Here is an 18,547-nt window from a genome sequence, read left to right on the forward strand (position 1 = left end):
GGCGAGCCGTTCGGCCAAGGCTGGCGCAGACACACGGTCCGCGCCAGCCGTGGCCAGTGGCCGTCGCGGGTCAGCTCGCGGGGACCTCGCCGATCCACTTCTTGAACAGCTGGTCGTACGTGCCGTCGCTCTTGGCGGTCGTAATCGTCTCGTCGACGACCTTCTTCAGGGCATCGTTGCCGAGCTTCATGCCGAAGCCGTACTGCTCGCCGGTGTTGAACTGCGTCGCGATCTTGGCCTTGCCCGGGTTCTGCTTGATCGCCTCGCTCCATACGGGAAGGTCGTTGATCGCGGCGTCCACCTGCCCGGTCAGCAGCGCCTGGGTCTCCGAGGCGAGGTCTTGGAACTCGACGATGGTGTAGCCGTTCGCGTCCTTGTTCTTGGTCGCGTAGTCGAGGCCGGTCGTCGACGACTGGGCGCCCAGCTTCTTGCCCTTGAGGTCGGCGAGCGACGTGACGCTCGAGCCGTTCGCCACGAGCAGCGCCTGCGTCGCGTCGAAGTAGGGCACGGAGAAGAGGATGGCCTTCTTCCGCTCGTCGGTGATGGTCATGCCCGCGGCCGCGATGTCGCACTTGCCGGTGGCCATGTCCTGGCCGGACTTGATGCCCTCGAAGGGGGTGTCCACGATCGCCTGCTGGACCCCGAGCTTCTTGGCGACGAGGTCCATCATGTCGACGTCGAAGCCCACGGTCTTGCCAGAGTCGTCGTTGGACTGGAACGGCGCGTAGGGCAGGTGCGTGCACACGGTGAGCTTGCCGGGCTCGATGAGGGCGACGTTGCCCGCGCCGGACGCGCTGGCCGAGCCGGCCGGCGTCTGGGTGGTGTTCGAGGGCCCGTTGCTGCAGGCGCCGAGCGCCAGAGCGCTCAGGCCGATGACGGCCGCGACGGTCCGAATCTTGTGAAGTGGCTTCACGGGTGCTCCTTCGTTCTGGGCATCGCCCTCGAGCGGACGACAGGCGCCGATCGTGCCACCGTCATCTCCGGCCCGCCAGGCTTTAGACACATCAACTGGCAAATCTTGACAGTTCCGACATCGCGCCCGCGGGTGGGAAGAATGGGGGCATGACGACGGAGTCAACCTCGGCGGGCGCCCGCCCCACGCTGCCCGACCACGAGATCCCGACGCTGTCCGTGGACGAGCTGCGCGCCACCCAGCTGGAGCGCCTCCAGCGCACGGTGCGGACGGCATACAACCGCGTCCCGCACTACCGGGAGGCGTTCGACGCCGCCGGGGTCCACCCCGACGACGTGAGGTCGCTCGGCGACCTGGCCCGTATGCCGTTCACCACCAAGGCTGACCTGCGGGCGAACTACCCCTTCGGGATGTTCGCGGTCCCGCGCGAGCAGGTCGTGCGCGTCCACGCGAGCTCCGGCACGACCGGGCGCCCGACGGTGGTCGGCTACACCGCGCAGGACATCGATACGTGGGCCGACCTCGTGGCCCGCTCGATCCGGCTGGCCGGTGGGCATCCTGGTGACGTCGTGCATGTCGCATACGGGTACGGCCTGTTCACCGGCGGGCTGGGGGCGCACTACGGCGCGGAGCGGCTCGGCGCGACCGTGGTCCCGGTGAGCGGCGGCATGACCGAGCGTCAGGTACAGCTGATCCGCGACTTCGGCGCCTCGGTCATCATGGTGACTCCGTCGTACTTCCTCAGCCTTCTCGACGAGATGGAGCGCGAGGGCCTCGACCCACGCGAGACGGCACTGCGGGTCGGGATCTTCGGTGCCGAGCCGTGGACCGAGTCGATGCGCCAGGAGATCGAGCGGCGGACCGGCATGGACGCCGTAGACATCTACGGCCTGTCCGAGGTGATGGGCCCCGGCGTGGCCCAGGAGGCGGCGACGACGAAGGACGGGCTGCATATCTGGGAGGACCACTTCTACCCGGAGGTCATCGACCCGGTCACCGAGGAGGTGCTCCCGGACGGCGAGCTCGGTGAGCTGGTCTTCACATCGCTGACCAAGCAGGCGATGCCCGTGATCCGTTACCGCACCAGGGATCTCACGCGCCTGCTGCCTGGCACTGCGGTGCCGTCCATGCGGCGGATGCAGAAGGTCACCGGTCGCACCGACGACATGATGATCATCCGCGGTGTGAACGTCTTCCCGACGCAGATCGAGGAGCATGTGCTCGCCGAGCCGCGGCTGTCGCCGTACTTCCAGTGCGTGTTGACCCAGCCCGGCCGGATGGTCGAGCTGACGGTCCTCGTCGAGCCGGTCGACCGGCTCGGTGACGACGACGCACGCGAGATCGCCCGGGCACTCGAGGCGACGATCAAGCGACGCATCGGGACCAGCTGCCGGGTCGAGGTCCGCGAGCCGGGCTCCATCGAGCGGTCGATCGGCAAGGCGCGCCGGATCGTCGACGAGCGCCCGAAGACCTGAACGGTAGTGCGGTGGCCGGGGCCGGGGCTGTTGGTGACGGTGGTGTATCAGGCGCGGGCGTCCAGCGCTCTGCCTTGGCATGAGCCGCATCCCGCCCCACGCCGCCCGCGTCGTCAGCGCCTGGCCGAGCCAGCACGAGCCCCGGCGCCGCCAGCCCCGCGCCCGCCGCGAGTCCCTGCTGTCCCGGATCCTGCACCCGCTGCGCCAGCCGCTGCCCGAGGTCCGGATCGAGACACCGGCGCCGCGACCGACCGCCAAGCCGGCACGCCCGGCCTGACGCTCCTCGACCTCGCCGGACCAGCCTGACCGGCTGTCCAGCCTGACCGGCTGACCAGCGCGACCGGCTGACCAGCCCGACCAAGCGGACCCGGCGAACCCAGCCACCCGGCATACCCTGCGGTCCTGCCCGCCCAGCCACCCGGCAGATCCCCGTATGCCGGGTGGTTCGTCTGTGTCGTGGGGCACCCCGATGGCGGCCGGACTACTACGGTGAGTAGCATCTACGACGTCATGTAGTTTCCGCACCTGCCTCGCCCTCCGGGAGCCGCCATGGATGCAACGGACCTCGCGAGATGGCAGTTCGCCATCACGACCGTCTACCACTTCCTCTTCGTGCCGATCACGATCGGCCTGTCCCTCGTCGTCGCGATCTTCCACGCCGCCTGGGTGCGTACCAAGAAGCCCGAGTGGATGCGCCTCGCCAAGTTCTTCGGCAAGCTCTTCACGATCAACTTCGCGCTCGGCCTCGTCACCGGGATCGTGCAAGAGTTCCAGTTCGGGATGAACTGGAGTGACTACTCCCGCTTCGTCGGTGACATCTTCGGAGCGCCCCTCGCCATCGAGGCGCTGCTCGCCTTCTTCCTCGAGTCGACCTTCCTCGGCCTGTGGATCTTCGGCTGGGGACGGCTGCCCGAGAAGCTCCACGCCGCCACGATGTGGATCGTCCACATCGGCACGGTCCTGTCGGCATACTTCATCCTCGCCGCGAACTCCTTCATGCAGCACCCAGTCGGCTACACGTACAACCCGGCCAGCGGCCGCGCGGAGCTCACCGACTTCTTCGCCGTCCTGACCAACAAGGTGCAGCTCGTCACCTTCCCGCACGTCATCTTCTCCGCCTACATGACCGGTGGCGGCGTCGTCATGGGCGTGGCCATCTGGCTGATGCGCCGCTCGGCACGGCAGCTGGCCGCCCTCGACGGCGCCGCCGTGAAGGCTCCAGCTCGAGCGGGTGCGTCCCTGGGTGCGGCGGCGGCCACGACTGCGCCGCCCCCCGCGGCGACCGTGAAGTCGGACGTGTCGATGTACCGCAAGGCGGCCCGGTTCGGTGCCGTGTTCACCCTCATCGCCTCGGTCGGCGTCATCATCAGCGGCGACACCCAGGGCAAGATCATGACCGAGGTGCAGCCGATGAAGATGGCCGCCGCCGAGGCGCTCTACGAGTCGGTGCCCGAGGGCGTGGGAGCGCCGTTCTCGGTGCTGACGATCGGCTCGCTCGACGGCACTCATGCCAACGCCCTCATCGAGATCCCCGGCCTGCTGTCCTTCCTGGCCACCGGCTCCTTCGACGGCGCGGTGCAGGGCATCAACGACCTTCAGAAGCAGTACCAGCAGACATACGGCGCGAGCGGCAACCCGCTCGTGGCTGCCCCCAACAACAACTACGTGCCGAACATCCCGACCACCTACTGGTCGTTCCGCCTCATGATCGGGCTCGGCATCCTCTGTGCGCTGATCGCCCTGCTCGTGCTGTGGACGACCCGCAGGGGCCGAGCCCCTACCTCTCGGTGGATCACGTATGCCGCCGTGGCCGCTCCGCTCCTGCCGGTGTTCGCCAACTCGTTCGGGTGGATCTTCACCGAGGTCGGCCGCCAGCCCTGGATCGTGTTCGGGCTCATGACGACCACCCACGGAGTCTCGCCGAGCGTGTCCATGGGCGAGGTGATCACCTCGATGGTCGTGTTCACCCTGCTTTACGGAGCGCTCGCCGTCGTCGAGGTGAAGCTCTTCCTCACCTACGTGCGCAAGGGCGCCGAGCCCTTCGAGAAGCCGCAGGACCCCGCCGACCGAGACGAGGACGCCCCCCTCGTCTTCGCCTACTGAGAAGGGCTGGCCACCAATGGATCTCGCGACCTTCTGGTTCATCGTCCTGGCCGTCCTCTGGACCGGCTACTTCGTCCTCGAGGGGTTCGACTTCGGGGTCGGCATGCTGCTGCCCTACCTCGGCGGCAAGCGCTACACGAACGACCCGGCCGACGCAGAGAAGCGCCGCCGCGTCATGCTCAACACCATCGGCCCGGTCTGGGACGGCAACGAGGTGTGGGTGCTCACCGCCGGCGGGGCGACCTTCGCGGCCTTCCCGCACTGGTACGCAACGATGTTCAGCGGTTTCTACCTCGCGCTGCTCGTCATCCTCGTCGGCCTCATCGTGCGCAACCTCGGCTTCGAGTACCGCCACAAGCGACCTCAGAAGGCATGGAAGGCACGCTGGGACGCCGCGATCTTCTGGGGCTCGGTCGTGCCGGCATTCCTCTGGGGTGTGGCACTGACGAACGTCGTCCGCGGCCTGCCGATCAACGCCGACATGGAGTTCACCGGCAACCTGCTCACGCTGCTCAACCCGGTCAGCCTGCTCGGCGGCCTCACGTTCGTGGCCCTGTTCATCACCCACGGCGCGATCTTCATCGCGCTCAAGACCGACGGGCAGATCCGGCTGGACGCACGGATCGTCGCCCGCCGCGTCGGGTCCGTCGCCGCGGTCCTCGCGGTCGTGCTGCTCGTCGCGCTCGGCGTCGGCGACGGCAAGGTTGCCTCGTGGGTCACCACGGTCATCGCCGCGCTGGCCCTGGTCGGGGCGCTCGCGGCGAACCGCGTCGGGCGTGAGGGCTGGGCGTTCCTCGGCACCGCGGTGACCATCGCGATGGCCGTGGCGACGTACTTCCTCATCCTGTTCCCGAATGTCATGCCGTCGACGACGAACCCCGCCTACAGCCTGACCGTCGACAACGCGTCGAGCACCGACTACACCCTCAAGGTCATGACGATCGTGGCCCTGATCTTCACGCCGATCGTGCTGATCTACCAAGGGTGGACGTACTGGGTTTTCCGGAAGCGCTTGAGCACCAAGCACATTCCCGAGGACGCGCCGCTCGAGCCGGCGGCGCAGTGAGGTAGCGCCCTCGTGAAGCCGTTCGACCCGCGACTCCTCCGGGCGGTCCCCGCCGCCCGGGGGCCCGTCGCTGTCCTCGCGGCGATGGGTGTGGTCAGCGGTCTCACGACGATCGCGACGGCCTTCGCGCTCTCGGCGGTGGTCGTTGCGGTCGTCGACGGCAGTGACCTGACGCGGCCGCTCGGGTGGCTCGTCGGGCTGTTCGCGGTCCGGGCACTCCTCGCGGCCGGCAACGAGTGGGTCTCGGCGTGGGCCGGGGTCTCCGTGTCGTCGGCGCTGCGCGCCGCCCTGCTGCGTCGCTGGGGGACGCTCGATGCCGACTCCCGCCTCGAGCCGGGTGCCGCCGTCTCCCTGGCGACTGCAGGCACCGCGGCCGTGGAACCGTATGCCGCCCGCTTCCTCCCGACGCTCGTGACGGCGTCCGTCGTGCCCGTCCTCGCCGTGGCGACACTCTTCGTGGTCGACTGGCCGAGCGCCGTCGTGGTCGTGCTGACCCTGCCGTTGCTGCCCGTCTTCGCAGCGCTCATCGGCAGGGCTACGGCCGAGTCGACCGAGCGCCGGTGGGCGGCGCTCGCCTCGCTGTCGGGGCACTTCCTCGACGTGGTCCGTGGCCTGCCGACGCTGGTCACGTACGGCAGGGCGCGCCGGCAGGTCGAGACGGTGAGCGCGGTCAGCGAGCGCCACCGCCGGGCGACGATGGACACCCTTCGCATCGCCTTCCTCTCGTCGGCCGCGCTGGAGCTGCTCGCGACGATCTCGGTGGCGATCGTCGCCGTCATCGTCGGGCTCCGGCTGTCGCACGGGTCGATGACCCTCGGCGCGGGGCTCGTGGCGATCCTGCTGGCGCCCGAGGCGTTCTGGCCGGTGCGCCGCGTCGGTGCCGAGTTCCACGCGGCGGCGGACGGCGCCGTGGCGCTCGACGAGATCCTCGCCCAGCTCGATCCCGTGGCGCCTCACTTGGCGCCTCACTTCGCTCCGGCGCGTGCCGCGGCGCCCCCCAGGCGTTCCCTTCCTCCGCTGCGCTCCGTCCAGGTAACGCCGGCGTCGCGGCTCTCTGCGACTTCAGCGCCGGCGCCGCGGCTCGGTGAGGTGCGCCTCACGGGTGTCACGTACGCGTATGCGGCCGGGCTGCCCCCCGTCGTCCGCGACCTCGACCTCGTGGCGGGGCCCGGCCTGACCGTCGTCACCGGGCCGTCCGGTGCCGGGAAGACAACGCTGCTCGACCTGGTCGCCGGCCTGCGCCGGCCTACCTCGGGCGTTGTCGAGAGCCCGCCCGCCCACTATGTGACGCAGCGGCCCTTCCTCGCGGCCGGGTCGGTGCGCGACGCCCTGACCATCGGGCACGCGGCCACCGACGACCAGCTCTGGGAGGCGCTCCGGGCCGTCGAGGTCGACGGCGTCGTGGCGGCTCTGCCTGGCGGGCTGTCGGCGAGCCTCGGGGACGACGGGTTCGGCCTCTCGGCCGGCCAGCGGCAGCGTCTGGCTCTCGCTCGCGCCTGGCTGGCACCCGAGACCGTCCAGCTGCTCGACGAGCCCACCGCCCACCTCGATCCGGAGGGCGCGGAGCGGATGGCGCTCGTCATCGCCGAGCTGGCCGAGCGCCGCGTCGTCATCGCGGTGACCCACCGACCCGAGCTGCTCGCACACGCCGACCACCACGTCCGGCCGTTCGAGGTGGTCCCGACATGACCACCCCCTTCGCAACACACCGAGCAGCCGCGAACATCGACGGAAATAACCAGCGGGGTCTGCGACTGCTCGGTGTGTTGCGCCGATCGAGGCTGCGAACTCGGGTCTGGTGGCCGTCGTCGGGAACCGTCCGAGGCGGGCTTCTCGGCGGCATCGCCACCGCGGCGGGCATGGCCCTGACGGCGACCTCCGGCTGGCTCATCGTCCGGGCATCCGAGCAGCCCGTCATCCTCACCCTGCTGACGGCCATCGTCGCCGTCCGCGCGTTCGGCATGGCCCGGCCCGTGTTCCGCTACTGGGAGCGCCTCGTCAGCCACGACGCCGCCCTGGCGCTGCTCGCCCGTCGACGCACGGCGGCATACGGCGCACTGATCCCGCTGACGCCCGCCAGGCTGGGGCGGCGGCGCCGCTCCGATGTGCTGACCGGCGTCGTGGACGACCTGACGGACGTCGTCGACGCGCAGGTCCGAGTCACGGTGCCGGTCATCTCGACCGCCCTGGCAGGCGGCATGGTCATCGCGCTCACGGCAGCGCTGGCTGTGCCGGTCGGCCTCGTGCTCCTTGCCCTCGGCGTGGTCGTCGTGTTCGTCTGCGGGCTGGCCGCACATCTCGAGTCCCGTTCCCTTCCGGACATGCTCGCCGCGCGCGCCGAGGTCACCCGAGTCGCCGAGCTGATGGCGACGCAGGCGAGCGAGCTGCGGGCCGTCGGCGGCTGGGGCACTGCGCTCGGTTGGCTCGACTCGGCCCACGACCGGCTCGCTCGGGTCACCCGGCGGATCAGCCTGGGCCGGGCGGTGGCAGCTGCGCTGTTCCTCGTGGCTGTGGGCGCCGCTGTCGCAACCTGTGCCGTCATCGCGCAGGGGCTGGCCGTGTCGGCACCGGTCAAGGCACTGCTCGTGCTGGCCCCGGTCGCCGTGTCCGAGGCGATCACGCCGCTCGTCGACGCGATGCGCGCGCTCGCCCGGGCTCGGGGCAGCGAGCGCCGCATCGACGCGTTGCTCGACCTGCCTCCCGCCGTCCAGGACAGGACAGTCGGCAACGCGGGTGAGGACCAGCTGGGCGAGGACCGAATGGGCGAGGACCCGAGCGGCGAGGTGGTCCCGGTCCCGGAGAGCGTCGAGATCGTTACCCGGGGGGTGACCGCGTCGTGGCGTGCTCGCGGAGACGCGAGCCGCTCGGCGGTCGTCGCCGCCGGCGCCGCGCACGCGGACCTCGCGCCCACCGACCTCGCGCCCACCGACCTCGAGCTACCGCCCGGCCGGCGCCTCGTCGTCACCGGACCCAACGGCAGTGGCAAGTCGACCTTGCTGGCCGTGCTCGCCCGCCACCTCGACCCCACGGGCGGGGAGTACCTCGTCGACGACACGGACGCGCTCGACGAGCCCCTCGAGACCAGCCGGTCTCGGATCGCGTTCGTCGACGCCGAGACCCACGTCTTCGCCACGACACTGCGCAACAACCTCACCCTGGCCCGACCCGATGCGACCGACGCCGACGTCCTGGTTGCGCTCGAGAGCGCCGGGCTCGGCGACCTGGTGGCCGGTCTGCCCGACGGTCTCGACACGACCCTCGGGGCCGGCGGCCGAGGTCTCTCCGGAGGCGAGCGGGCTCGCCTCGGCATCGCCCGGGCCCACCTCAGCGGCCGGCCGGTCGTCCTGCTCGACGAGCCGGTCGCCCACCTCGACCCCCCGACGGCGCATGCCGTCGTGGCGGATCTCACGCGCCGGACCGGCGTGTCCGAGGAACTCAGCACCCCTGCCCGAACGATCGTCATGGTGACGCACCGTGACGAGGGCACGGACCTGTTCGACGAGATCCTCGAGCTGCATCACCCGGCATCAGGCACGATGCCGTCCACACCCGTGGTCGCTGCCGACCACGCGCACGAAGCCGACCCACCCCGTCGGTAGATTGGAACAGCCATGCCCAGCACCCCCCGCAACCGCCTCGGCGACCTCGAGCGCGCCGTCATGGAGAACCTCTGGAGCACATCCGAGATCCACCCCGAAGGCCGGACCGTCCGTGAGGTCCACGACGACATCGGCGTCGACCGCGGTCTCGCCTACACGACCCTCATGACCGTCCTCGACCGGATGGCGAAGAAGGACCTCGTCCACCGTGAGCGCGACGGCCGCGCCTGGCGCTACACCCCCGCCTCGACGCGCGCCGAGCTCACCTCCGAGACGCTGCACCACACGCTCGGCGAGCTCGCGGGCGACACCCGGCGCAGCGCGCTGCTGCACTTCCTCGACGAGTCGACCCCGGAAGAGATCGACGAGCTCAAGGCGGCGCTCGCCGAGCTCGAGGCCCGGCGCCCCGAGCCGGCCGCCGACGGGCATCGCCGCGTCGGCCGAAGCACCTGAGCCTCACGCATGCTCGTCGTCGCCGCGCTCGTCGTGCTTGCCGCGCTGCTCGCATGGCCGGCGCCTCGCGCGCTGGCCGCTGCGACCGTGCTGCGCCGCGAGCCACGCGCGGCGCTCGTCCTGTGGCAGGCCACCGCGGTCGCGGCCGTCCTCGCCGCGCTGCTGGCCGCACCGGCCGCGATCCCCGCGATCGTCGGCCCGAACACCTCGATCGCGGACCAGTGGCCCACCCTCGTCGTCGCCGCCTTCCTGACCGCCCTCGTCGCCGGCCGGCTGCTGCTGTCGGGTGACCGGGTCGGTCGCAACCTGCGTGCCGCGCGACGCCGTCACCGCGAGCTGGTCGACCTGCTGGGGGACGACCACCCGGGCGACCGGCACACGCGGGTGCTCGAGCACACGACGCCGACGGCATACTGCGTGCCTGGGGTCCACCGTCGGGTCGTGCTCACGCAGGGCACCATCGCCCGTCTCCGCCCGGACGAGCTGGATGCCGTGCTCGCGCACGAGCGAGCCCACCTCGGTGCGCGGCACGACCTCGTCATGGAGTTCTTCACGGTGGTCCACGAGGCGGTCCCGCGGTTCGTGCGCTCCGAGGCCGCGCTGCGCGAGGTGCACCTGCTCATCGAGGTCCTCGCCGACCGCGCGGCCGTGCGCCGGGCGGGCGCGCTGAGCACCGGTCGTGCCATCGTCGCGATGGCCGACGCCCCGAAGCCCACCGGCACGATGGCGATGCGCGAGAGCACCGCCGACGCCAAGGCCCGGATCGAGCTGCTCGATGCCGGGCGGATCGCCGGGCTCCCGCCTGCCGTCACGGCCACCGCGATGTATGCCGTCTCGATCTTCGTCGTCGCAGCACCCCTCGCGCTGTTCGCCCTCGGCATCGCCGACTTCGCGCTCTCCTGACCCGGGCGCCGGGCCGCTCACCACCCCGATTCCGGCCCCCGCCCTTGGGTGGGCGGAGCCCGTTCCTGCGATCGAGCCGCCGCGGGTCTCCGTGTCGGATCACCCTCCCGATCACCCTCCGATCACCCTCCGATCACCCCGGCCGTACCGGTGCTGATGTACTCCTTGCGACACCGGGCGCAGGCCATGTACCGGCCTCCGTCGTCGGCGCTGTACCACTTCCAGACGTGGTGGGTGTTCGTGCGGCACGCGATCGGGGGCTTCGCCACCGGCGCAGGCTGTGGACCGCCGTCGGTCAGGGCCGCATGCATCGAGTGACCCGACAGGGCCACGCCGACGGCATACCGCCACGCGGCCAGCCGCCCGAGGCCGTGCATCTCGGCGACGAGCTCGTCGTGGTATCGGTCGCGCTGCTCGGACGGCAGCCCGTGCGTCGCCCGCTCCATCGCTCGCACGGCAAACCTCACGGAACCTCGTGTCTGCTTCTTCCTCATCTCAAGCCCCCTTTGGGCACAGGAGCAAAGCCGGCCCTCGGCCGGCGCGCGGTTTCCATGGCTCGACGGGCCTGGGCCGCCCCAGAGTCCGTCAGCCGGTAGTACCTGCGCGCCGGCCGCCCCTCTCGGCTTGGGTCGATGTCCTCCCACCTCGACTCGAGCCAGCCGACTCGTTCGAGGCGCGCAAGGATCGGGTGGACAGTGCCGCTCGGGAGCCCGGCGGCCTGCCCGATCTGTGAGCCGTACCAGTCCGCCGCGAGATCGCTCGTCAGGACGCCCAGGACCAGCTGGGTTGCGAGAGTCATCCGCGGGGGCATAGTCGTACTCTACCTAGGGTCGGAGGGTCTGCTCAAGGGATCGCGACCAACCTGGCCTACGCCGACCAGCCCGGGCGGGACGGTGTAGGCGGATCGCGAGCTGTGGCCCCCGACACCCGGCCGCGGCTGGATTCTGTAGGCCCCGGCGGGCGTCGATAGGGTTGCGGGCATGCGCGTACTCGTCAGCGGCGGCGCCGGCTACATCGGCTCGCACACCGTGGTCCAGCTCGTCGCCGCAGGGCATGACGTCCTCATCGTCGACAACTTCGCGAACAGCAAGCCCACGGTCGTCAACCGTCTCGAGGCCCTGACCGACACCCACCTGCCGGTGCACAGCTTCGACCTCTGCGACGTCGACAAGACGGAGCACCTGTTCGCGCACGAGCAGATCGACGCCGTCATCCACTTCGCCGGCCTCAAGGCTGTCGGCGAGAGCGTGGACAAGCCGCTCGAGTACTACGAGAACAACCTCGGGTCGACCTTCTCGCTCGTGCGCGCGATGCGCCGCCACGGCGTGGACAAGCTGGTCTTCAGCTCCTCCGCGACGGTCTACGGAACCGACCAAGAGGCCGCGACGGAGGACCGCCGGACCTTCGCCACGAACCCGTACGGCTGGACGAAGGTGATGCAGGAGCAGGTGCTGCGCGATGTCGCCCTCGCCGACCCGTGGATGCGGATCGCCCTGCTGCGCTACTTCAACCCGATCGGTGCCCACGTGTCGGGCACTCTCGGTGAAGACCCGCAGGGCATCCCCAACAACCTCGTGCCCTACATCGCGCAGGTCGCGATCGGCCGCCGCGAGTACCTGTCGGTCTACGGCGACGACTACCCGACCAAGGACGGCACCGGCGAGCGCGACTACATCCATGTCGAGGACCTCGCCGCCGGCCACCTCGCCGCCCTGACCCGGCTCGGCACGATGGACGAGCCCGTCGGCACCTGGAACCTCGGGACCGGGCACGGGACCTCGGTGCTGGAGATGCTGCACGCCTTCGAGCGGGCCGTCGGGCGGGAGCTGCCCTACCGCGTCGTGGCGCGCCGGCCAGGCGACGTCGCGGTGTCGTTCGCGGATCCGAGCCGCGCGAACGCCGAGCTCGGCTGGACCGCCGAGCGGACCATCGACGACATGTGCGCCGACTCGTGGCGCTGGCAGAGCGCGAACCCGAACGGCTACCCGGACGCATAACTATTGCGCCTCAGCGAAGCGACGCGCCCGGGCCGCTGTGTGCGTGCGTTGGGGTGATGGCCCCGATCAACGCACACGCGACCAAGGCAGAGCCGCGGCTCTGCTGGCTGGCTCCTCGCGCCGCAGCGAAGCGAGGCGCAGACAGTTCAGCGCAAAATTATGGCTGGGGGTTGAGGGCGTCGTAGTCGCGGAACGAATGCACCCGTGCGACGGACAGCGTGACGAGTACGACGACGAGTATGCCGCCGACGACCGGGGGCACCCACGTGGCCGTCAGCGTCGCAAGCGTCCCGGCGAACATCTGCCCGAGCCTCGGACCGCCCGTCACGACGACGGTGAACACGCCCTGGGTGCGCCCGCGAAGGTGGTCGGGGACCGCGGCCTGAAGGATGGACGTCCGGAAGATCGCGCTGATGTTGTCGGACCCGCCGGCGATGGCCAGGAACAGTGCGGCAAGCGCCAGGGCGACGGTGTTGACGTCGCCGAAGTCCATCGAGGCGACGGCGCTGCCGGTGAGCTGGATGACGGCGAGCACGAGGCCGAAGCCGACGATGGCCAGGCCGTAGGAGACGATCGCGTTGCGGATCGCCAGGCCCTGCCAGCGCAGCCCCGTGAGCCGACCGGAGACGAGGCTGGACAGGATGCCGCCGACGGCGAAGGCCGCGAGGAGCAGGCCGGCGGTGACCGAGCCGCCGCCGATGATGACCGCGCCGACGGCGGGCAACAGGACCATCGGCTGCCCGAACGTCATGGCGATGATGTCGACGATGAAGCTCATCCGGACGTTGGGCGCACGCCGCAGGTGGGCGAGGCCGTCGAGGACGGAGCGGAAGCCGCTCGCGACGTGATGCTCGCCCTCCGGCTTGATGCGCGGGAGGGTCCAGAGCCCGAAGAAGCCGGCGAGGAACAGCAGGACGTCGACGGTGTAGGTCCACGCGAACCCGGCCCGGGCCACGAGCACGCCCGCCACACCAGGCCCGACGGTGACCATGACCCCGCCCGAGATGCCCATCAGGGCCGCCGCCTTCGGCAGCAGCTCGTTCGGCAGCAGCCGCGGCGTGATCGCCTGTCTCGTCGCCGAGGCGATGGTCGCGGCGACGGCGTTGACGGTGGTGATGATGTAGAACGGCCAGACCACCTCGACGTGGGCCCACGCAATCGTGGCGAGGGCGATGGTGGAGAGCCAGGCCACGGTCGATGACAGGATCGCCACCGTGCGCCGGTCGAACCGGTCCGCGATGGCGCCGCCGTAGAGACCGGCCACGATCATCGGCAGCAGGCTGAACCACGCGACGAGCGACACCATGAAGGTGGAGTGCGTCAGGTCGTAGATGTGCAGTCCGACGGCGGTGTTCGTGACGAAAGTGCCGATTCCGGCCAGGGTGTTGCCGAACCAGAGCCTCGCGAAGGGCGGGCTGACTCGCAGCGGCGTGAGGTCGACGAAGTGTGACCGGTGCCCCGCGGCCGATGCGGTGCCCGACTCGTGCTCGGGCGGTGCATCGGTCTCGGGGGGTCGTTCACTCACACGAGGAACCTACGCCACGGCCGCGTGCGTCCCGAACTCGTGCCCGGAGACCGGCTCATCGACCGGCTCGGCCCCGAGGTCGGGGCCGCCGGCCGCCGTCTCCGGAGTGACCGAGAAGCGGTCGGCATGCGCCACATCGACCTCCCGCAGCCGCGATCCGTCCCGCACCCAGACCCAGCTGCCGTCGGCCTCCCGGCGGGCGACCTGGGTCTGCACCGTCCCATCGAGCGAGGTCGACGTCGTCATCGCCAGGTCGCCGCACCGGATCACCCGTGCGTTGCCCCCGCTCCCGGGCTCCGGGGCGCGTGCAGCCAGCGCGCCGGCACCCAGCGCAGCCGCGAACGCGGCGCGGATAGCCACGTGCCCCGCCGCCTCGCGACCGCGCGGCAGACTCACGACGGCGTCAGCGGCATACAGCCTGAGGATGCCGTCGAGGTCGCCGTGCGCGACGCACTCGGCGAAGCGCAGCTCGAGGAGCTCGGGGGCAGGGACACCGGCGGCTGTCGTCGTCATGGCCACACCGTTGCACCCGCCACCGACACCCCTGCGACCCCCCGCTGTCGGCAAGGAGGGCATCGCCTCTTGATCGGAGGTGTTGAATGGGGCTCATGTCGTCTCGCCCACTTCACGTCACGTTCGTGTGCAGCGGCAACATCTGCAGGTCGCCGATGGGCCACGTGATCCTGGAGCAGCTGGTCGACGACGCGGGCCTGAACGGCCGGGTGACGGTCACCTCGAGCGGCACCGGCGACTGGCACGTCGGAGAGCACGCCGACCCCCGCACCATCTCGGTCCTCGCCGAGCACGGGTACGACGGATCCACCCACCGGGCACGGGAGTTCGACCCTGCAGAGTTCGACGACCTCGACCTCGTCCTCGCCTCGGACGAGGGCCACGTGCGCGCCCTGCAGCGGCTCGCGCGCACGCCCCACAACCGCGCGAAGATCAGACTGGTGCGAGAGTTCGACCCCGAGGCCGTCGCCGCCGGGACGCTCGAGACGAGCGACCCGTGGTACGGCGGCGACGAGCACTTCGCGCGGTGCTTCGACGAGGTCGAGGCGGCCTGCCATGGCATCCTCGACCACGTCAGGGAGCAGCTGAACCACGAACCAGAGCCCGAGAACCTGAGCTGAGCCAGACCAGAGCGAGACCAAGAGCGAGACCAGAACGTGAGTGTGCCCGACTACCCCTATGGGGCTCCCTGCTGGGTCGACCTGCTCGTGAGCGACGTCGACCGAGCGAAGACCTTCTATGCCGACCTCTTCGGGTGGCAGTGGCTGGCGGGGGACCCCGCGACCGGCGGCTACACCATGGCGCTGCTCGGGGGGCAGCCCGTTGCAGGGATCAGCCACAAGCCCGACAGCGCGCCGATCGCCAGCCAGTGGACGACCTACCTGCGGGTCGGTGACATCAACGCCGCCGCCGACGCCATCAACGCCTACGGCGGGCGCACCCTTGGACACCCGGTCGCCATCGGCGCCCTCTCTCGGACCCTCATCGCGCTCGACCCGGGTGGTGCGTACTTCGGCGTCTGGGAGCCGGGAGACCTGCCGGGGTCCGGCGTCCTCGACGAGCCCGGCTCGCTGACGTGGAACGAGCTGCTCACGCGTGACTACGACCGGGTGCAGGCCTTCCAGCTCGGTGTCTTCGGGCACGAGTTCACCGACGAGACAGAGCCCGGCGGGCCGCGTTGGGCCACCGCGCACACGGGAGACGGCAACCCGGCATACGGCCTCTCCGAGATCGACAGCGGGTGGCCGGCCGCGATCCCGGCCCACTGGGTCGCGTCGTTCGCCACCCACAACGTCGTGTCGGCGCTCGCCCGGGCCCTCGACCTCGGCGCCAAGCTCCTGCAGGGGCCCTTCGACGGTCCCTACGGCGTGGGCGCCGTCCTCTGCGGCCCCGAGGGCGAGGTCTTCTCGATCCTCGTGCCTGACCTCGACTGACGTCCTCTGGCGTCGTCGTCGCTGCCGCCGACACCGCTGGGGTATGCCGTCGGCACCGTTGCGCGGGTCGCCCCCCAGACGGTCGGCCGGACGCCGGCCAGTGCCACGCGCACGCTCTGGGAGAATGCCGGCATGGCATCTCTCGCTGACGCGAACCCGCCCATCGCGCTCGGGGCGCTCGACGGCCGCTACCGCGCTGCCGTCGCTCCGCTCGTCGACCACCTCTCCGAGGCAGCGCTCAACCGCGCTCGCGTCCATGTCGAGGTCGAGTGGCTCGTGTTCCAGACGACGCACGGCGTCGTTCCCGGAGTGCGCAAGCTGAGCGACGACGAGGTCCGCGCGCTACGTGCCGTCGTCGACGACTTCGGGCCCGCGGAGGTCGCCGAGCTGGCCGAGATCGAGCGGGTCACCGTGCACGACGTCAAGGCGATCGAGTACTTCCTCAAGAAGCGTCTCGCCGAGATCGCGCCCGCCCCCGAGGACCGGGGCCTGGCCGAGCTCATCCACTTCGGCTGCACAAGCGAGGACATCAACAACCTGTCGTACGCCCTGATGGTCAAGGGTGCCGTGAAGGACGTCTGGCTGCCCCGGGCGGCCGCTCTCGTCGAGCAGCTCTCGACGATGGCGCGGGAGCTCAAGGACGTGCCGCTGCTCGCCCACACCCACGGCCAGCCCGCGACCCCGACGACGATGGGCAAGGAGCTCGCGGTCCTCGCGCACCGGCTCGGCCGGCAGCTGGGCCGGATCGGCGCGCAGGAGTACCTCGGGAAGTTCAACGGCGCGACGGGCACCTTTGGCGCCCACGCGCTGGCGCTGCCCGACGTCGACTGGCCCGCGGTGTCGCGGGAGTTCGTCGAGGGGCTCGGCCTCACGTGGAACCCGCTCACCACCCAGATCGAGAGCCATGACTGGCAGGCCGAGCTGTATGCCGACATGGCGCGCTTCAACCGCGTGCTGCACAACGTGTGCACCGACGTCTGGACCTACATCTCGATGGGGTACTTCGCCCAGGTCCGTGGCCAGGGCACGGTCGGCTCCTCGACGATGCCGCACAAGGTCAACCCGATCCGCTTCGAGAACGCCGAAGCCAACCTCGAGGTCTCCAACGCGCTGCTCGACGTGCTGGGCTCGACGCTCGTGCAGAGCCGCCTCCAGCGCGACCTCACCGACTCGTCCATGCAGCGCAACATCGGCACGGCCTTCGGCCACTCGCTGCTGGCCCTCGACAACGTCTCGCGCGGGCTCGCCGGGCTCGACGCCGTGCCCGATGCCATGGCCGCAGATCTCGAGGCCAACTGGGAGGTGCTCGGCGAGCCGATCCAGTCTGCAATGAGGGCCCTTGGTGCACAAGGGGTTCCGGGCATGGAGGAGCCCTACGAGCGGCTCAAGGAGCTGACCCGCGGGCGACGGATCACCGGCGACGACCTGCGCGAGTTCGTCCGCGGCCTCGGGTTGCCGGCCGACGTCGAGGCCCGGTTCCTCGCGCTGACACCCCAGACCTACACGGCCCTTGCCGCCCGCCTCGTCGACGACTACCTCCGCTGACTCTCGTGCTCACGTCGCTGATCCCCAAGGTGTTCTACGACGACCTCAGCGTCGGGCTGGACCTGTTCGTGGACGGGATCGGCATGGAGGTGCTCCATCAGTCCGGGGACTTCGTGGTCGCCGGGCGCGATGCGTGCAAGGTCTACCTCGTCGAGGACGCGGAGTATGCCGCGAAGGACCGCCCGGAGCTGGCCATCGAGACCGACGCGATCGACGCGGTGTACGCCGACATCGCTGCGAGGCGGCCGGACCTGCTGCATCCGACCTACCCGTCGGGGGGTGGCATCATCCGGCGCGAGTACGGTGCCAGGGAGTTCGCGTTGCTCGACTCGACCACCGTGTGCGTCGTCTTCCGCGACTGGACCTGACCGGAGGCCGACTGATCGGCTGCGTGCTCGGGCGCGCGGGCCCGGGTTCAGCTCAAGGTCTGTAGCGCGCGGTCGAAGAAGACCAGTACGTCCGTCGTGCCGACCAGGGCCAGCAGGTGGGCGTACACGCCGGCCAGGTCCGCGTCTGACCCGATGGTTCGTTGCAGACGGGTGAGCCTTCCGTGACCTGCCTCCTGCTCGGTCTCATGACCCGCTTCGCGATCGGCTACTCGATCAGTGGTGTCAGGGATCATCCCTTTGGCCTGCGCGATGGCGAGGACCTGCCGCGCGATGCGCTCTGCCTCCTGGAAGACCGCCTGCCGCTCGACGATCACGGTGTTGAGGACATCGGTGCCACGCTGGAGCACGAGCGCTGCTGTCGCGTCACGCACCTTCCGCGGGCTGGGCCGACCCGAGATGTCGAGCTCCTCGAGTCGGACGCCCCTCGTGGCCTGGATCAGCACCGCGCGGCCCGTCGCGATCTGCGAGACGGCTGGGATCCGATTGTTCTCCAAGACGATCTCGCAGTCCTTCAGCCAGTGCTGCACCCCGTCTGCAAACTCGGAGTCACGCGCTTCGAGCTTGTCGACGAGGCCGGACACGCGTTGCAGCAGCGAGACGATCTCTTCGTACTGCATCAGGTTGAGGGCCACG

Annotated in this window: 19 protein-coding genes; 13 read left to right on the forward strand and 6 right to left on the reverse strand. The window is 70.4% G+C overall.

What is annotated here, in order from left to right; translation table 11 throughout:
• Positions 1-70: 70 nt before the first annotated feature.
• Positions 71-913, reverse strand: coding sequence for an ABC transporter substrate-binding protein (locus ACWEOW_RS05035; RefSeq protein ID WP_452268067.1), 843 nt, complete (start codon positions 911-913; stop codon positions 71-73).
• A gap of 149 nt (positions 914-1,062) precedes the next feature.
• Between ACWEOW_RS05035 and paaK the strand changes: the two genes are divergently transcribed.
• The 8 genes from paaK to ACWEOW_RS05075 all read left to right on the forward strand — a co-directional run bounded on the left by paaK (position 1,063) and on the right by ACWEOW_RS05075 (position 10,512).
• On the forward strand, positions 1,063-2,388 hold the full coding sequence (gene paaK / locus ACWEOW_RS05040) for a phenylacetate--CoA ligase PaaK (RefSeq protein WP_452268068.1): 1,326 nt from the start codon (positions 1,063-1,065) through the stop codon (positions 2,386-2,388).
• Between the two features lie 79 nt (positions 2,389-2,467).
• On the forward strand, positions 2,468-2,665 hold the full coding sequence (locus tag ACWEOW_RS05045) for a hypothetical protein (RefSeq protein WP_452268069.1): 198 nt from the start codon (positions 2,468-2,470) through the stop codon (positions 2,663-2,665).
• 272 nt (positions 2,666-2,937) lie between these two features.
• Positions 2,938-4,491 carry a cytochrome ubiquinol oxidase subunit I gene (locus tag ACWEOW_RS05050; RefSeq protein WP_452268070.1) on the forward strand — a complete coding sequence of 518 codons (1,554 nt, stop codon included), beginning with the start codon at positions 2,938-2,940 and terminating at the stop codon, positions 4,489-4,491.
• Positions 4,492-4,507: 16 nt separating this feature from the next.
• Entirely contained in the window at positions 4,508-5,557 is a 1,050-nt protein-coding gene (gene cydB, locus ACWEOW_RS05055) for a cytochrome d ubiquinol oxidase subunit II (protein ID WP_452268071.1), read from the forward strand.
• A gap of 12 nt (positions 5,558-5,569) precedes the next feature.
• On the forward strand, positions 5,570-7,246 hold the full coding sequence (cydD, locus tag ACWEOW_RS05060) for a thiol reductant ABC exporter subunit CydD (RefSeq protein ID WP_452268072.1): 1,677 nt from the start codon (positions 5,570-5,572) through the stop codon (positions 7,244-7,246).
• Positions 7,243-9,156: a thiol reductant ABC exporter subunit CydC gene (cydC, locus tag ACWEOW_RS05065; RefSeq protein WP_452268073.1), complete on the forward strand. Its 1,914-nt coding sequence runs from the start codon at positions 7,243-7,245 to the stop codon at positions 9,154-9,156. Before cydD ends, cydC begins: the two co-directional genes overlap by 4 nt.
• A gap of 12 nt (positions 9,157-9,168) precedes the next feature.
• Positions 9,169-9,609 carry a BlaI/MecI/CopY family transcriptional regulator gene (locus ACWEOW_RS05070; RefSeq protein WP_452268074.1) on the forward strand — a complete coding sequence of 147 codons (441 nt, stop codon included), beginning with the start codon at positions 9,169-9,171 and terminating at the stop codon, positions 9,607-9,609.
• Positions 9,610-9,618: 9 nt separating this feature from the next.
• Positions 9,619-10,512, forward strand: coding sequence for a M56 family metallopeptidase (locus tag ACWEOW_RS05075; RefSeq protein WP_452268075.1), 894 nt, complete (start codon positions 9,619-9,621; stop codon positions 10,510-10,512).
• A gap of 122 nt (positions 10,513-10,634) precedes the next feature.
• Here the strand turns inward: ACWEOW_RS05075 and ACWEOW_RS05080 are convergent, their stop codons facing one another.
• Complete coding sequence (locus ACWEOW_RS05080; protein ID WP_452268076.1) at positions 10,635-11,006, reverse strand: hypothetical protein; 372 nt, start codon at positions 11,004-11,006, stop codon at positions 10,635-10,637.
• Entirely contained in the window at positions 11,003-11,311 is a 309-nt protein-coding gene (locus ACWEOW_RS05085) for a PadR family transcriptional regulator (RefSeq protein ID WP_452268077.1), read from the reverse strand. The genes ACWEOW_RS05080 and ACWEOW_RS05085 overlap by 4 nt, the downstream gene beginning before the upstream one ends.
• A gap of 181 nt (positions 11,312-11,492) precedes the next feature.
• Between ACWEOW_RS05085 and galE the strand changes: the two genes are divergently transcribed.
• Entirely contained in the window at positions 11,493-12,509 is a 1,017-nt protein-coding gene (gene galE / locus ACWEOW_RS05090) for a UDP-glucose 4-epimerase GalE (protein WP_452268078.1), read from the forward strand.
• A gap of 157 nt (positions 12,510-12,666) precedes the next feature.
• On the opposite strand, the gene ACWEOW_RS05095 is transcribed toward galE, so the two are convergent.
• Both ACWEOW_RS05095 and ACWEOW_RS05100 read right to left on the reverse strand, forming a co-directional pair.
• Positions 12,667-14,034: an MFS transporter gene (locus tag ACWEOW_RS05095; RefSeq protein WP_452268079.1), complete on the reverse strand. Its 1,368-nt coding sequence runs from the start codon at positions 14,032-14,034 to the stop codon at positions 12,667-12,669.
• A gap of 9 nt (positions 14,035-14,043) precedes the next feature.
• On the reverse strand, positions 14,044-14,547 hold the full coding sequence (locus ACWEOW_RS05100) for a YybH family protein (protein WP_452268080.1): 504 nt from the start codon (positions 14,545-14,547) through the stop codon (positions 14,044-14,046).
• Between the two features lie 95 nt (positions 14,548-14,642).
• Here ACWEOW_RS05100 and ACWEOW_RS05105 point away from each other — a divergent pair, with 95 nt between their 5' ends.
• From ACWEOW_RS05105 to ACWEOW_RS05120, 4 genes are all read left to right on the forward strand, one after another.
• The gene (locus tag ACWEOW_RS05105) at positions 14,643-15,167 is read left to right on the forward strand and encodes a low molecular weight protein-tyrosine-phosphatase (protein ID WP_452268081.1); all 525 of its coding nucleotides are present in this window, start codon (positions 14,643-14,645) and stop codon (positions 15,165-15,167) included.
• 36 nt (positions 15,168-15,203) lie between these two features.
• Positions 15,204-15,980, forward strand: a complete 777-nt coding sequence (locus ACWEOW_RS05110) for a VOC family protein (protein ID WP_452268082.1) — start codon at positions 15,204-15,206, stop codon at positions 15,978-15,980.
• Positions 15,981-16,112: 132 nt separating this feature from the next.
• Positions 16,113-17,525 carry an adenylosuccinate lyase gene (gene purB, locus ACWEOW_RS05115; protein ID WP_452268083.1) on the forward strand — a complete coding sequence of 471 codons (1,413 nt, stop codon included), beginning with the start codon at positions 16,113-16,115 and terminating at the stop codon, positions 17,523-17,525.
• A gap of 5 nt (positions 17,526-17,530) precedes the next feature.
• The gene (locus tag ACWEOW_RS05120; RefSeq protein WP_452268084.1) at positions 17,531-17,893 is read left to right on the forward strand and encodes a hypothetical protein; all 363 of its coding nucleotides are present in this window, start codon (positions 17,531-17,533) and stop codon (positions 17,891-17,893) included.
• A gap of 47 nt (positions 17,894-17,940) precedes the next feature.
• Here ACWEOW_RS05120 and ACWEOW_RS05125 read toward each other — a convergent pair whose 3' ends face one another.
• Positions 17,941-18,546 (reverse strand): hypothetical protein, encoded by a 606-nt coding sequence (locus tag ACWEOW_RS05125; protein ID WP_452268085.1) that lies wholly within the window; start codon positions 18,544-18,546, stop codon positions 17,941-17,943.
• Position 18,547 lies beyond the last annotated feature (1 nt).

The organism is Monashia sp. NPDC004114, from assembly GCF_053603855.1.